This window comes from Glutamicibacter sp. (genome assembly GCF_032154645.1).
Lineage (GTDB): Bacteria > Actinomycetota > Actinomycetes > Actinomycetales > Micrococcaceae > Glutamicibacter.
In genome coordinates this window covers 52,961-67,718 of record NZ_JALDXV010000012.1, presented here as the reverse complement: position 1 = coordinate 67,718, position 14,758 = coordinate 52,961, and the positions used below count along the sequence as shown (strand labels likewise).

Sequence of the window (14,758 nt, the reverse complement as noted above, 5' to 3'; positions counted from 1 at the left end):
AATGCTGGTGCCGTTGCGGCGGCGCCAGCATTTGCTTTTAACCTTTCAGAAAGAGGCGTCGACGCTTTGACTTCGCAACCGGCTGCGGCACAGGCAGCAACCACCGAAGATTTCTCCCACAATCTTGCTGCGGTTCAACAACGAATCAACGCCGCCGCAACCTCGGTGGGACGCGACCCAGCGTCGGTGCGCCTTCTGCCGGTAACCAAGACGATTCCGGCAGACCGCTTGCGGCTGGCCATCGCCGCAGGAGTGGACACCCTGGGGGAGAACAAGGTGCAAGAAGCCATGGCCAAGCACGAGGAATTCGTAGAAGACTACCCTCATCTGCGCTACTCGATTATCGGCCCCCTGCAAACCAACAAGGCAAAATTTGTGGCGCAGTTCGCCGACGAGTTCCATGCCTTGGATTCACTCAAGCTGGCCGAAACCCTGCAACGCCGGCTAGAGGTAGAAGACCGCCGGCTGGAGGTCTTCATCCAGGTCAATACCTCCGGCGAAGAATCAAAGTCGGGAATCCAGGCTGACGAGGCAGCGCAGTTACTGTCCGCCATTGAACCGCTTGACCGGCTGATTCCCGTGGGGTTGATGACCATGGCGGCCAACACCACGAACGAGGCAAGCATCCGGGCAAGCTTCGGCCTGCTACGCCAGACGCTGCAGCAGCTGCAGGAAGCAGGGGCGCCTGAGAGCTTCACCGAACTCTCCATGGGGATGAGCGGCGACTTCGAGCTCGCCATCCAGGAAGGCGCCACGGTCGTGCGTGTGGGCCAGGGCATCTTCGGCGCCCGCAAGTACCCGACCACTGCCTAGCGGTTCCCGGAGGGAGCCGCTCAGCAGGCTCGTCAAAGTACAGCTGAAGTCCTTCACGTCCATGGCGTGCTGTGCCGTGGGGACCTTCTGCAATGCACAGCGCGTTGCTTCTCAGGCTAAATCGTCGGTAGCTCAGAGGACACTACAGGTAGGGCACAACTAGTGCTTGAGACACAAGTTGAAGGGCGCAAAACACACCGACGGACATCTCACAAAACTATTTTTAAACCGCCTGCACAATCGACAAAACTGTGGACAAACGAAGCCCGACCGCGAGAAATCGCGGTTTAAACGAGGTCAACTATCCACAGTTCCTGTGGACTGGTCGGTGTATGAATGAGATACTGGTAATACATCATGTAGTGGTTGCTTGACCGGGTAAGCACAAGATGTAGTATTGAACCCGATGGCGCGATAAACGCCGAAAACACCTCGAAAAGCATTTTTGAGGCATCCGAAAGGACAGTTCTCCCCGCGGCGGAAACCGCAGGTCGATGAACTGAAACAAGGACTTTTTAAAGGGGATCAGGGACTATGTCCATCACGGTTTACACGAAGCCTTCCTGCGTACAGTGCAACGCTACCTACCGCGCGTTGGACAAGAAGGGTGTCGAGTACAACAAGGTCGACATCTCGCAGGATGCGGCAGCGCTGGAGCACGTGCGTGGTCTTGGCTACATGCAGGCACCTGTCGTAGTCACCGACAATGATCACTGGTCGGGCTTCCGCCCAGACAAGATCGCACTGCTGGCCCCAGCCAACTAATCACGCAGTAAAACAAATTCAATTCGCTCACTCTGTAGTGGAGGCGAAAACAATGCCACCAACAGCTCTTGCCGACAGGCAATTCGCTGAGGCACACGAACCGCTGGTGTTCACCGATTCGAAGTTGGTCTACTTCTCTTCGGTATCGGAGAACACCCTGCGATTCGTCGAAAAACTTCAGATGGATTCGGCTCGGATCCCGCTCCATGCGCACGAGCCAAAGCTCATCACCAACGCTCCTTATGTGCTCCTGATTCCCACGTATGGGGGAGACAGGGGAAAACGTTCAATTCTGCCTCAGATCATGAAGTTCCTTGGGTATGAAGAGAATCGTAGAAACCTGCGCGGTGTTATCGGAGCAGGCAACACAAACTTCGGCGAGTACTACTGCATTGCAGCAAAGCGCATTGCAGAGAAATGTAATGTGCCGGTACTTTATAAATTCGAACTTATGGGAACCCCAGAGGATGTTCTCCGAGTTAGGGAAGGGCTAGAAACCTTTTGGACACCAGCGTCGCAGAAGCAGCAGAAACCATGACGGACTCAAAAGAGCTCCCAGCCCAGTTCCAGGGCCTGAGCTACAACGACCTGAACGCCATGCTGAACCTGTATGGCCCAGACGGCAAGATCCAGTTTGAGGTGGACCGCTACGCGGCACGTCAGTACTTCCTGGATCACGTCAACAACAACACAGTGTTCTTCCATGATCTCGACGAGAAGCTGGAATACCTAGTCAAGCACGACTACTACGAGCGTGAAACCCTTGACCAGTACTCCATGAACTTCATCCGTGACCTGTTCAAGCACGCATTCTCCAAGAAGTTCCGTTTCGAAACCTTCCTTGGTGCTTTCAAGTTCTACACTTCGTACACGCTGAAGACCTTCGACGGCAAGCGTTACCTGGAGCGCTACGAAGACCGCGTCTGCATGGCCGCCCTGCACCTGGCCCGCGGCGACGAGCAGCTGGCCAAGAACCTGGTCGATGAAATCATCGAGGGCCGCTTCCAGCCTGCCACTCCAACTTTCCTGAACGCCGGCAAGGCTCAGCGCGGCGAATTGGTCTCCTGCTTCCTGCTTCGCATTGAAGACAACATGGAGTCCATCGCCCGTGCAGTGAACTCGTCGCTGCAGCTGTCCAAGCGCGGCGGCGGCGTGGCGCTGTCACTGACCAACCTGCGTGAGCACGGTGCTCCGATCAAGCAGATTGAGAACCAGTCCTCAGGCGTGATTCCGGTAATGAAGTTGCTGGAAGATTCCTTCTCCTACGCCAACCAGCTGGGTGCTCGCCAGGGTGCAGGTGCTGTCTACCTGAACGCACACCACCCAGATATTTACCGTTTCCTTGATACCAAGCGCGAAAACGCTGATGAGAAGATCCGTATCAAGACCCTGTCATTGGGCGTCGTCATCCCGGATGTCACCTTCGAGCTGGCGCGCAAGAACGAGGACATGTACCTCTTCAGCCCATACGACGTCGAGCGCGTTTATGGCAAGCCATTCAGCGAGGTCTCGGTCACCGAGAAGTACTACGAGATGGTTGACGACTCGCGCATCAAGAAGTCGAAGATCAATGCCCGCGAGTTCTTCCAAACTCTGGCGGAGATCCAATTCGAGTCCGGTTACCCGTACATCATGTTCGAAGACACCGTGAACAAGGCCAACCCGATTGAAGGCCGCGTCACCATGTCCAACCTCTGCTCGGAAATCCTTCAGGTTTCCTCGGCTTCCGAATTCAACGACGATCTGTCCTACAAGACCGTGGGCAAGGACATTTCCTGCAACCTCGGCTCGATGAATATTGCCAAGGCAATGGACGGCAAGAACCTCGCCCATTCGGTAGAGATTGCCATCCGTTCCCTCAGCGCCGTGTCGGATATGTCTGATATTGCTTCGGTTCCATCCATCGCTGACGGTAACAAGAAGTCCCACGCCATTGGTTTGGGTCAGATGAACCTTCACGGCTACCTGGCGCGCGAACATGTCCGCTACGGATCCGAAGAAGGCATCGACTTCACGAACATCTACTTCTACACGATTCTGTTCCACGCGTTGACCGCATCGAACAAGATCGCCATCGAACGCAACGAGACCTTCGTGAACTTCGAGAACTCGAAGTACGCCACCGGCGAGTTCTTCGACAAGTACACCGAGCAGGAATGGGCTCCGGCCACCGAGCGCGTTCGTGAACTGTTTGAGGGCATCGAGATTCCAACCCAGGCCGACTGGGTTGCCCTGAAGTCTTCGGTCATGGAGCACGGTCTGTACAACCAGAACCTGCAGGCGATCCCGCCAACCGGTTCAATCTCGTACATCAACAACTCCACCTCGTCGATCCACCCAGTGGCAGCGAAGATCGAAATCCGCAAGGAAGGCAAGATCGGCCGCGTCTACTACCCGGCTCCTTACATGAACAACGAGAACATCGAGTTCTACGAGGATGCCTACGAGATCGGCTACGAGAAGATCATTGACACCTACGCGGCTGCAACCCAGCACGTAGATCAGGGTCTGTCGCTAACCTTGTTCTTCAAGGACACAGTTACCACCCGTGACATCAACAAGGCTCAGATCTACGCATGGAAGAAGGGCATTAAGACCCTCTACTACATCCGTCTGCGCCAGCTGGCACTTGAGGGAACTGAAGTGGATAACTGCGTATCCTGCATGCTCTAGAGCCTAGGTCTTGTAGCTAGTAATCAGCGTTACTTGACTGTCAGCAAGCCACCGAACTTTTCAAGGTTCGGTGGCTTGCTGTATTTAAATAACACCTAGTCAGAATGTGATTGAAGTGCGCGTGGGATCGGTCAAGTTATTAGGAATAGCAGGACAAACGGGGTACGATTTAAGCGAAATAATCTATAGCGAGCGCTTTTCGATGAGGGGCAATGACTGAGAAGATTCAGCTAACCAACAAGGTTGAAGCTATCAACTGGAACCGTATCCAGGATGAAAAAGATGTTGAGGTGTGGAATCGCCTCGTCAACAACTTCTGGCTTCCAGAAAAGGTGCCGCTGTCTAACGACATTCAGTCATGGGGTACCCTGACCGAAGAAGAGAAGCTGCTGACCATGCGCGTCTTCACCGGTCTGACCCTGCTCGACACCCTGCAGGGTACTGTTGGTGCAGTATCCCTGATCCCTGACGCGATCACCCCTCACGAAGAAGCCGTGTACACCAACATCGCTTTCATGGAGTCGGTGCATGCAAAGAGCTACTCCTCAATCTTCTCCACCCTGGCTTCCACCAAGGAAATCGACGAGGCTTTCCGCTGGTCGACTGAGAATGTGAACCTTCAGAAGAAGGCTCAGATCATTGAGAGCTACTACCACGGCGAAGATCCGCTCAAGCGCAAGATCGCTTCGACTCTGCTTGAGTCCTTCCTGTTCTACTCGGGCTTCTACCTGCCGATGCACTGGTCCTCGCATGCCAAGCTGACCAACACCGCTGACTTGATCCGCCTGATCATCCGCGATGAAGCCGTACACGGCTACTACATCGGCTACAAGTTCCAGAAGGGTCTGGAAGGTCTGAGCGAAGAGCGCAAGCAGGAGCTGAAGGACTACACCTTCGAGCTCATGTTTGAACTGTACGAAAACGAAGTTCAGTACACTCACGATCTCTACGATCCGGTAGGCCTGAGCGAAGACGTCAAGAAGTTCTTGCACTACAACGCCAACAAGGCGCTGATGAATCTTGGTTACGAAGCGATGTTCCCGGCATCCGTCACCGACGTTTCACCGGCAATTCTTGCGGCGCTAAGCCCGAATGCCGACGAGAATCACGACTTCTTCTCGGGCTCAGGTTCTTCCTACGTTATCGGCAAGGCCGTTAATACCGAAGATGAGGACTGGGACTTCTAAGTAAAGTAGTCTTGCATTTTCAGGAAGACCCAAACCCGTGTTTGAACGGAGTTGGGTCTTCCTTTTGTATGTTGGTTATGTTGGGATCCGAAGCGGCTGGATCGAACATTGACCGCGGTGGCGCCTCTGAGGTGGCGTCCCGCGTTTGAGTGTGGAAATGAACTAAAGGTGACCTAGTCTCTTGCTGTGGAGAGTACCCGTTCAGCATTTGGGAGTGGAACTATTTTTTGAAGCTCCGTTGCGGAGAGGTTGGCGCCGAAAGCGGGGTTGCCTGGCTGTAGCGTGGCACCGGCGGACAGCATCCCGATTGGCAGCGGGTCGAACCCTAGTGCATCAATGAATTCTGCAACTTGTTGTACGTCTTCACTGGAATCTCCGGCAATGGCGATGGCTTTGCGTTGATCTGCGCCCGCCAGTTTCGCTTCGTCTTCTAGGTCGTGATATCCCATATGGTTAAGTGCTTTGACTACACGAGGATTGCCCAGAAATTCCCGGACGATCTCGCTTGTGGAAGTTATTGGATTTCTTAGATCATCACGAAATCCATCTGTTTCCCACCAGTAGTTCATTGTGTCGATGACAAGCTTGTCCTTCAACTCAGCGGCGGGCATCGTACGGTATTTGCCCAAGGGCAACGCAAGGATCACGAGATCGGCTTCCCGTGCAGCGTCCGCCGGGTGAACCGGGATCGCGCCAGGGGTGAGTATTTCTATGGTCAGTGCAATCTTGTTCGGTTCTCCAGAACCTGCAATGAGCACACGATATCCGGCTGCGACCGCCAGCCGAGCTAGTGCGGTACCAACTTTACCGGCGCCCAAGATTCCGATGGTGCGGATATCCTCGTTCATGGTTTAGAGCCTCATATTCCTAGCAATTTACACTACGCCCACTGTCAGTTGACGTGTCATCTATATCAACGGTCGTCGTTGTGCATTCATTCCCAATCGGCGCATCCGAAGATTCAATGGGTTAACTGCTGCTAAGAGGTCAAACATGCTGGAGTCTAGAGTTCTTGAAGCCGTTCGAATCGATATCCCTTTTCGGAATCTACTTCTAGATTGAGTGTGCGGTCCAAGTCATCCTCGGTAGGTGGAAGAGAAATCGATTCGTCGTAGGCAATGGACCAGAGTGAAGTGAATAATTTGGAGTATCCGAGGACGTTCCTTAGATCGCGGGCGACAGTTCTTGTTCGTTCTAGAACTGCTTCCTTCGCCGCATGGTGGGCGTTTGGCCGTCCGTCGTCGTAAGGGTCTATCCCATTGATCTCAACATACCTGCCGAATTCGAATGGTGAAACAGTGAATTTTGGTTCTAGGATTTCGCATGATGGTTCGAAGTCTGACAAGTCATAGTCGTCTTCGAACCACTCGGCCAAGGCAGCAAGTGCTGCCATGGTGATGACGTGGTCGACGTAATCCTGTGCTTCTGGATCATCCAGATCTGCGGGAACTTTGCCTGCAGCAACGAGGGTTGACCATGCGTATTCTCCCCAGGCTTTAGTCCTTGAAGTGAATACATGGTGAATAAGTTCAATTGTCTCGGGATGCTCATGTTTATTCATGATCAATTCCTACCAGCGCACTCCGACAACTTCATTCACGTTATCCACTGGGATCAGAACCTAGGGCTTGGGTGTGGCGCAGAGTAACTGAAATTATGGGTAGAAATAGTATACGGACCGTTTACTACTGAGCTATTCTGAGGCCATGACTCTTCCCGATGTAGTTGTACTGTCGTCCGTCGAAGCCGGTTCTCTCGCCGTGGTAGGTGGTAAAGCCTACGGCCTGAATAAACTCATGCAATTGGGGGAGAACGTACCTGAAGGGTTCGTCGTCACCACTGCTGCCTACCAGTCGGCGCTGGACCAGTCATCGCACTCCGCCCTCGTTGGAGACGCGCTCGCACAAGAACTTCGAACGGCGTACCAAATGCTCGGCAGCCCACTGGTTGCTGTACGTTCAAGTGCCACAGCGGAAGATCTTCCGGGCGCTGCTTTTGCCGGACAGCAAGAAACTTACCTCGGAATCGCCAGCGAGACGGAGCTTATCCGGGCAGTGGAGGATTGCTGGGCTTCGCTCTACAGCGAGCGCGCGCAATCCTATCGAAAAGAGCGAGAAATTGACGATGCGGAAGTGTCCATAGCGGTTGTTGTGCAGGAAATGGTGGATGCAGAATTTGCTGGCGTCATGTTCACTGCGGACCCTGTTGCCGGGTACCAGGATCGCGTGGTGATCGAAGCCAACCCGGGACTGGGTGAGGCTGTTGTATCCGGCATGGTTACTACGGATCGGGCTGTTATCAAGGACGACGGTGAAGTTTTGGAACGCAGGGTGGGCCAAGCCGATACGATTATTCGTCTGAAAGAAGACGGTGGAACAATAACCGAACACGGCGGCAGCACCCTAAAACTCGACGAATCGACGTTGCAGGAGATCGCACAAGCCGGCAGAAGAATACGCGACGGATTTGGTCAGCCTATGGATATTGAATGGGCCGTGAGCGGGCAGCAACTGTCAATATTGCAGGCACGCCCCATGACCGCCCTGCCGCCAGCTCCGCGTAAGCTCAATATCTTTGAACGCAAAAGTGCTCCCATGCTCTTTGAGCTGTTGCCGCTTCGACCCACGATCCTTGAAGCCGAGGCGTGGATCGATGCCGGTATTAATCCGTTGGTCGGCGGAATGCTTAACGGAATTATCGGTGTCAAGGTCGACTACTCTGCTTCCTTGAAACGGGTTGACGGCGTCATTACAGAGTTCATCCCAGCCAGTCCACGCCCATCTTTGCGCACGCCTCGAAGACTCCTTGGTGCGTTCCTTCAACAGCGGACTGCCGGCGAATGGAATGAAGATGAACTGTATGAGCGGTATCTGCAGCTCTGTGCCGACCTTGAGCGCGAAGACCTTCAAGAGCTGCCTTTCAGGCAGTTGGTGAGCATTCCAGCGCGGGCCTGCGACGCCATGCAACTGGTAACTGAACTGCGCGTGAAATATTTGCGGCCGATCATTCCAGCGGCAGCCAAATTGATCGTGGCCCTAGCTATCAGCGGACAGCTCTCGAAGTTGTCGGCGCTCACCATCACCAATAACACAGTCACTCACCGCATCAATAGCGAGCTGCAGGAGATTGCCGCACAGTTCGCTGCGGTGCCCGCTGCACTAGAAGTGCTCTCAACGCGCCCCGGGACAGAGGTGCTCGAAGGCCTCCGAAGTTCCAGGCGGACCCGAAAACTTGGACAACTGGTCGAGGAGTTTCTGCAACGCTACGGCCATCGAGAAACAGCGAGCCTCCTGCTTCCACGCTCGGCAACCTGGGGAGCTGACCCCACTCCCGTGTTCCAGATGATTTTGTTGCTCGCCAATGGCCAGAATCCGGAAGAACAACAAAACACTGCGCTAGATGAAATCCTGAAGGCTCCCGCTTTCCGTGCACCGGCGATCGCTGCTCGGATTAGTCGTTGGGCGCGGCAGATCCAGAAATTTACTTCGGTTCGAGAGGACACCCATTTCGAGATCACTCGAACGATGCCGGTGGTGCGAGCCGCCATTAACGAGATCGGTGAACGATTGGCTGCGGGCGGCGGGTTGGATGATCCGCAGGACGTCTGGTTCTTGAACTACTCGCAGTTGTTGAACGCCGCCACCGTCGAATCCTTGTGTACCGCGGATGTCGCTGCCTCGGCAGCGGATCGGCGTCGACGCCATCAGGAACTGGCAACGGCTCCGATGATCTCACCGGCCACCGTCTACGACCTTTCACCGGTTCCGGGCGCGTTGCTGCATGGAACCGGATCGGGTGGTGGCCAGGTCACCGGCGTGGTACGGATCATCAACAGTCCTGCAGACTTTGACAAATTGTTAGCCGGCGAAATCTTGGTCTGCCCCGCGACCAATCCATCGTGGACCCCGCTGTTTGCTCGGGCTAGTGCCGTGGTGGTGGATCATGGGTCGGCTGCCTCGCACGCTGCCATCGTCGCCCGTGAATACCGCATCCCAGCCGTGATGGGTTGCGCCAGTGCAACCTCTACCTTGCGCGACGGGCAGCACATCCGCGTTGACGGCGACCGCGGCTTAATATTCGAGGCAACCGATGCCGCAGCATCCTGAACAGAAGGTAGCCACACGGCGCCGTGGACAGGAACTTGTCGATGCGATACTTCAGGCGGCCGCCGATGAACTTCTCGAGGTGGGCTACGCGGGGTTGAGCTACGAGTCGGTTGCCCGCCGCGCAGGGGCATCCAAGGTGTCGATCTATCGGCGGTGGTCAACCAAGGAAGAGCTAATCCGCGCCGCAGCCACGCAGCAGGTGGACATTCCGCAAATGCCCCCGGAACCTTCAACTTTGCGCGAAGACCTGCTGCTGGTCTTTCGGGGCATGGCGCAACAGATTCAACAGCCGGCCGGGCAACTGGTGCGCAGTCTTCTTGCCGCATCCTTGGCCCAGCAAGCCCCCAGCATGGCAGAAATGTCGTGGGGGATGGGCCCAAATATGATGCGCGTGGTCGTAGAGCGGGCGGTTGAACGTGGAGAGCTGCACCAGATTCCGCCTCAGCTTGTACTCAGCGCCCCGGTAGACCTGCTCAAGCAGCGCTTGATCAGTTACCGCGAGGTAGACGAACAATATATAGAGCAGCTCGTTGACCAAATCGCTGTGCCTTTGTGGAAGGCACAGGACACCAGGTAGAAGACACAGAAGGCCCGTGACAAGAAAGTAGTTGAACTTCTGCAATAACCTTGGAATTAGACGTTTTCGACCGAAGAAATGAGCATGCCCATGGCGGAAGTACCTGTGAAGCCCTACACCGATGTGCAGGTACAAAGCATTAGACGCAGGTCGATCTCGGTCTTGGCCCTGGGACAAATTCTGGGAGGCCTGGGCGGCGGTGCAACGCTAACCCTGGGCTCGTTGCTGATCGTGCATCTTTCGGGGCTTGACTCTTTGGCAGGCATGGCCGCGACAATGAATACCCTGGGCGCCGCGGCCATGGCCATTCCACTGGCTATGCTTGCCCACAAATACGGTCGACGCATATCCCTGTCGACCGGCGCACTCATTGCGGCCTTTGGCTCGGCGCTGATCGTCACCGCGGCGATCTTAGGATCGGTACCGTTGCTCTTCATCGGCATGCTGGTCCTTGGCACCGCCTCAGCGATGAATTTACAGTCTCGCTTTGCCGCTACCGATCTCTCCAGCGAAGCCACCCGAGGCAGGGATCTTTCACTGGTCGTTTGGACGACGACCATCGGCGCCGTCATCGGCCCGAACCTCTTCGCGCCCGGAGAGGTAGTGTCACAGGCTTTCGGACTTCCCGAGTACACCGGCGGGTTCCTGATCGCCATGGCTGCACAAGTCATCGGCATGATCATCTATTTTTCGGGACTTCGCCCCGACCCGATGAAGGTCGCCCTGGTCCAGTCCAAGGAACCAGCCCACAAACCGCGCCGCGGAGGCGGGTTCAGGCTGCTGCGTGAGATTCCCGCAGCTCGCAGGGCCGTTATTACCGTTGCGTTGAGCCACGCTTACATGGTTTCGCTCATGTCGATGACTCCTGTGCACATGCAGCACCATGGTGCGACATTGACGATCATTGGGTTGACTATTTCCCTGCACGTTCTGGGAATGTATGCTCTGTCGCCGGTCTTCGGCTGGCTGACGGATAAAGTTGGCGGCCGCACGGTGGTCCTAGCCGGACAGATCTTGTTCATTTCTGCAAGCCTCTGCGTGTGGTTTGCACCGACGAACGCCACAGTAGTTACCGTTGCATTGGGTTTGCTGGGGCTGGGCTGGTCGGCATCCACCGTTGCCGGTTCCACGATGGTTTCAGGCGCCGTGCCGGTGCAGGATCGCACGAGCCTGCAGGGCACCAGCGATTTACTGATGAATCTCGCCGGGGCGGCCGGCGGGCTGAGTGCAGGCCCAATTCTTGCAGTCTTCGGCTTCCATGGGCTGGCGTTGGGGCTGCTGGTCTTAGCTGCGATCGTCGTCCTTGTTAATCGCAGGACATCAACCCCGGTGCCGGCGATGCTGACACTCGACTAGCGCGCGCCGGATACGACAATGGCGTGTTTCGCATCCTCAGCGGATGCGAAACACGCCATTTATTTCAGACTACTTAGCCTGAATGTTGGTTGCCTGTGGGCCCTTTGGACCAGCTTCCAGGGTGTACTCAACAGTCTGACCCTCTTCGAGCGAACGGTAGCCGAAGCTCTGGATTGCGCTGTAGTGTGCGAAGACGTCAGCGGAGCCGTCCGAAGGTGCGATGAAGCCGAAGCCCTTTTCCGAGTTGAACCACTTTACGGTGCCAGTTGCCATTATGATATTTCCTTATTATTGGTCGGCCACGACTGTGGCCTAGGTACCGATCCGTAGTTTCGCATCGGAAAATTATGGGTTACCTCAGGCAGAGTTCTCGAAAGGATTCGCCTGCCGTCGATACGGACAATCGATTACTGATTTTGCCGGTATCGGCCAAAACGGATGTCACTGCACTAGCTGAATTGTCTGAAAATTCCGAGAGATCGGCCGGTAATGAGCCAAGGCCAATGGAGTAGAACAAGGAATCAAGTTCTGATGCGCAGAGTGGCAACGAACGAGACGTGCTGAGTGAAGAAGAGAAGATGAAGAATTCGTTTCGATTGAAGCATTCCCCGTCGCCAACGGGATGTGCTGATTTATGTTGTACAGACGATTTGCTGACTGTTCCACAAATCCTACTGCTAGTGTTTCCCGGCAAAATATTCATCGGAAAACCCTGAGGTAACCATTAAACCTTAGCATTGACTACCACTACTTTGCGCGTGACGTTCATTACTGTCGGTAACAAATCCTAGTGTTACTCCCTATTCTCATGCGCTGTGGCATGTCCGTGCTGCCCGAACTGAGACGATGATGCAAAGTGTTGTTTTGACTATCAATGATGTTCACAGCGTTCTTGAGTGCGCCGAATTTCGAGGCTCGGCGAGCGCATCACCATGATCCGCCTGGTTGATAACCGCTGGCTGAAATTTGGTGTTATGTCTCACACGTTGGATACGCTGGAGGCTAACTACGTGTCGTAAAGAGTGCCAGGAGGGCAGCAATGACGCACCAGCTCACAGAAGACCTGGACAAGATCCTCGCCAATGGAGATTTCTATTTTGAATCTTTGGGCGACGGCAAATATCGTTCGTCATGGCATACCCAGGGTGCGTGGAATGCGCATGAGCAGCATATGGCTCCAGCATCCGGAATTCTGACGTATGAGTTGGAAAAATTTCAGCCTCGTGACGACATGCGCATTGCCCGCCTAAGCTTTGAAATTCACGGGTTGATTCATGCTGGTGAATTTGAAGTGACCACTCGTATGGTGCGTCCTGGACGAACGATCGAACTCATCGAAGCAGAAATGACAGCCAAAGGGCGAACCAGCATTGTTGCTCGAGCTTGGAGAGTTATCACCGGCGATTCATCAGCAGTAGCAGGCATTGAAGATGCAAAGGTCCCAGGGCCGGAAGACTGCATTCCTGAAGACATCACCCGGTTCTGGCCCGGTGGCTATATCCGGTCTATTGAGCTGCGAGTTGCCCCCGGGCATCGAGCAGGCAGGGGCATTGCATGGCTGCGCACCCCATACTCTTTGGTGGATGCCAAGGACGCATCACGCCTTGCGAGCCTCATTGGTTTGGTAGATACGGCTAATGGCGTTGCCCCTCGAGTACAGCCGGGAGACGGAACGTGGATGTTCCCCAACTTGGACCTGCAAATTCATATGTATCGCATTCCAAGCGGCGAGTGGTTGGGCCTAGACGTACAGCAGAGCTACGGGGATGACGGCATCGGCCTGACCTCGACTGTGCTGCACGATGAGCATGGCCCATTTGGTCGAGCAGAACAGATTCTGACGGTTCGCTCGCGCTAGTCTTGCTGGTCGAAAGACGCAAGCAGCTTCTTGAGCTCTGATTTCGGGATGATGGAGAATCCCTTTGTGCGGTACGCTTCACGCCCTGCTCCGTGGGCACGAAATAACGCATAGCCTCGTTTGATCAGGAAGAGTAGCGGTTTGCGGCGTTCAGAAACATCGCGGATGAACCGGCGGATGGTGGTCACCAGCGCCGGTTCATCTACGTAATAAGCCTGAACGTTGATGCCTTTTGCGCGCAGCGGCTCGAGGATTTCCGAGAGGAAGATACCTTCGGCGATGATCGGTCCTCCGTCGCAGGTGACTTCGCGGTGCCCACTGTAGCTGGAGGTGGCGATGGAGTAGTTGGGCACCATCGTCCGTCCCTGAACCAGCAATTCATCGATCGCATTCAATGCCGCCTCTATGTTCCAGGTGCCTGGATGGTCCCAATCGATTTCGCCATAGTCGGTACGTGGGAAATCAGTGGGATTGCCATCTTCGCTGATCTGTCGATAAAACTCGTCCAGCGGCAGATGCGGATTGCCGAAGCGAGCGGCAAGGTAGGACTTGCCCGAACCTGAGGGGCCGCCAATGAGGATGACAGGCGTAGATGAAGAAGGCACGCTTTTCATTATCGCCCACATTCTGTGCTCGGGAGTACTTGGGGAGTGCCTTCCTGCTCTCAACCTGTTCTGCTCAACGGGAACTGAGGCTCACTGTTTCCTGAGCGATTGAATTTGCATTTCTTCAGAAACTTAGCGTGCCCATTTTGCAGGTGCACAGACATGTATTCACCTCAAGAGAAAGTTGGTGCGCAGCATCCCTGTTAGATACACGTCGGAGCGGTTGATCCATGAAGACAAAGACAGGTGATTGGCGTCAAACGTTCAAAGTGCTGAAGTCCCCGATCGTGGCATCCTTGCTGTCTTTCTTGCTCGGGTTTACTATCGCTCAATTACTACCACCCTTCGCCTTGGACGACCTGTTTTGACGATGGCTCTGCTCAGATCCTCCTTCCGCAGGTATTTTCGCTGTTGCAACGGCGGGCCTTGCATACGCTGCATCGGTGCATCGTGCCGGCGTTTCTATGAAGACCATTGAGAACGAAAGTGTGAGGAATCAGCTGGAGCGGGCAAATGACAGGGCCCTGTCAGACGTCAGCGTAAGACGTATGGCTGGCCTTAGCCTGATCGACGTACTTTTCGGAAATTATGGAGAAGTTCCAGATCAACTCATGCATGAGGTCGTCAAGAACGTCTCAGGTTTCACGGTAGAAGATCTAACAGTAGACAGCGATAATGGAAATGAGGTGGGCGGTGACAACGCAGGCTAAAGAACCAGGCATTCTGAACGAAAGTATTCTGTCGGGCAGGGCTGAACTGATCTCTGATTTTGAGAAAGAGCTAGCCAAAAAGATCCTTCGCAAGTAGGAGCTTAAATA

At 54.8% G+C, this 14,758-nt stretch carries 14 protein-coding genes; 10 read left to right on the top strand and 4 right to left on the bottom strand.

The annotated features are described in order from the left end of the window. Positions 1-66: 66 nt before the first annotated feature. From RUH64_RS11280 to nrdF, 5 genes are all read left to right on the top strand, one after another. Positions 67-813: a YggS family pyridoxal phosphate-dependent enzyme gene (locus RUH64_RS11280; protein WP_313813434.1), complete on the top strand. Its 747-nt coding sequence runs from the start codon at positions 67-69 to the stop codon at positions 811-813. Between the two features lie 534 nt (positions 814-1,347). Then, a complete protein-coding gene (gene nrdH, locus RUH64_RS11275) occupies positions 1,348-1,578 on the top strand; it encodes a glutaredoxin-like protein NrdH (protein WP_141360891.1) in 231 nt (76 codons plus the stop codon). Positions 1,579-1,630: 52 nt separating this feature from the next. Next, positions 1,631-2,116, top strand: a complete 486-nt coding sequence (gene nrdI / locus RUH64_RS11270) for a class Ib ribonucleoside-diphosphate reductase assembly flavoprotein NrdI (protein WP_313813431.1) — start codon at positions 1,631-1,633, stop codon at positions 2,114-2,116. Beyond that, complete coding sequence (gene nrdE / locus RUH64_RS11265) at positions 2,113-4,251, top strand: class 1b ribonucleoside-diphosphate reductase subunit alpha (protein ID WP_313813430.1); 2,139 nt, start codon at positions 2,113-2,115, stop codon at positions 4,249-4,251. Before nrdI ends, nrdE begins: the two co-directional genes overlap by 4 nt. 212 nt (positions 4,252-4,463) lie before the next feature. Beyond that, positions 4,464-5,438 carry a class 1b ribonucleoside-diphosphate reductase subunit beta gene (gene nrdF, locus RUH64_RS11260; protein WP_313813428.1) on the top strand — a complete coding sequence of 325 codons (975 nt, stop codon included), beginning with the start codon at positions 4,464-4,466 and terminating at the stop codon, positions 5,436-5,438. 173 nt (positions 5,439-5,611) lie between these two features. Here nrdF and RUH64_RS11255 read toward each other — a convergent pair whose 3' ends face one another. Both RUH64_RS11255 and RUH64_RS11250 read right to left on the bottom strand, forming a co-directional pair. Continuing rightward, positions 5,612-6,286 (bottom strand): NAD(P)-binding domain-containing protein, encoded by a 675-nt coding sequence (locus RUH64_RS11255; RefSeq protein WP_313813426.1) that lies wholly within the window; start codon positions 6,284-6,286, stop codon positions 5,612-5,614. A 155-nt stretch (positions 6,287-6,441) separates the two neighbouring features. Further along, entirely contained in the window at positions 6,442-6,999 is a 558-nt protein-coding gene (locus RUH64_RS11250; protein WP_313813424.1) for a hypothetical protein, read from the bottom strand. A gap of 145 nt (positions 7,000-7,144) precedes the next feature. Here RUH64_RS11250 and RUH64_RS11245 point away from each other — a divergent pair, with 145 nt between their 5' ends. The 3 genes from RUH64_RS11245 to RUH64_RS11235 all read left to right on the top strand — a co-directional run bounded on the left by RUH64_RS11245 (position 7,145) and on the right by RUH64_RS11235 (position 11,477). Then, positions 7,145-9,544: a PEP/pyruvate-binding domain-containing protein gene (locus tag RUH64_RS11245; RefSeq protein ID WP_313813423.1), complete on the top strand. Its 2,400-nt coding sequence runs from the start codon at positions 7,145-7,147 to the stop codon at positions 9,542-9,544. Further along, positions 9,528-10,121, top strand: a complete 594-nt coding sequence (locus tag RUH64_RS11240) for a TetR/AcrR family transcriptional regulator (protein WP_313813421.1) — start codon at positions 9,528-9,530, stop codon at positions 10,119-10,121. The genes RUH64_RS11245 and RUH64_RS11240 overlap by 17 nt, the downstream gene beginning before the upstream one ends. Before the next feature lie 90 nt (positions 10,122-10,211). Beyond that, on the top strand, positions 10,212-11,477 hold the full coding sequence (locus RUH64_RS11235) for an MFS transporter (RefSeq protein ID WP_313813420.1): 1,266 nt from the start codon (positions 10,212-10,214) through the stop codon (positions 11,475-11,477). A 69-nt stretch (positions 11,478-11,546) separates the two neighbouring features. Here RUH64_RS11235 and RUH64_RS11230 read toward each other — a convergent pair whose 3' ends face one another. Further along, complete coding sequence (locus tag RUH64_RS11230; RefSeq protein ID WP_141360909.1) at positions 11,547-11,750, bottom strand: cold-shock protein; 204 nt, start codon at positions 11,748-11,750, stop codon at positions 11,547-11,549. Positions 11,751-12,516: 766 nt separating this feature from the next. Between RUH64_RS11230 and RUH64_RS11225 the strand changes: the two genes are divergently transcribed. Further along, positions 12,517-13,335, top strand: coding sequence for a thioesterase family protein (locus RUH64_RS11225; protein ID WP_313813419.1), 819 nt, complete (start codon positions 12,517-12,519; stop codon positions 13,333-13,335). On the opposite strand, the gene RUH64_RS11220 is transcribed toward RUH64_RS11225, so the two are convergent. Next, positions 13,332-13,949 (bottom strand): uridine kinase, encoded by a 618-nt coding sequence (locus tag RUH64_RS11220; protein WP_313813418.1) that lies wholly within the window; start codon positions 13,947-13,949, stop codon positions 13,332-13,334. The genes RUH64_RS11225 and RUH64_RS11220 overlap by 4 nt on opposite strands. 539 nt (positions 13,950-14,488) lie before the next feature. On the opposite strand from RUH64_RS11220, the gene RUH64_RS11215 reads away from it, so the two are divergent. Next, positions 14,489-14,650: a hypothetical protein gene (locus tag RUH64_RS11215; protein WP_313813417.1), complete on the top strand. Its 162-nt coding sequence runs from the start codon at positions 14,489-14,491 to the stop codon at positions 14,648-14,650. Positions 14,651-14,758: the final 108 nt, after the last annotated feature.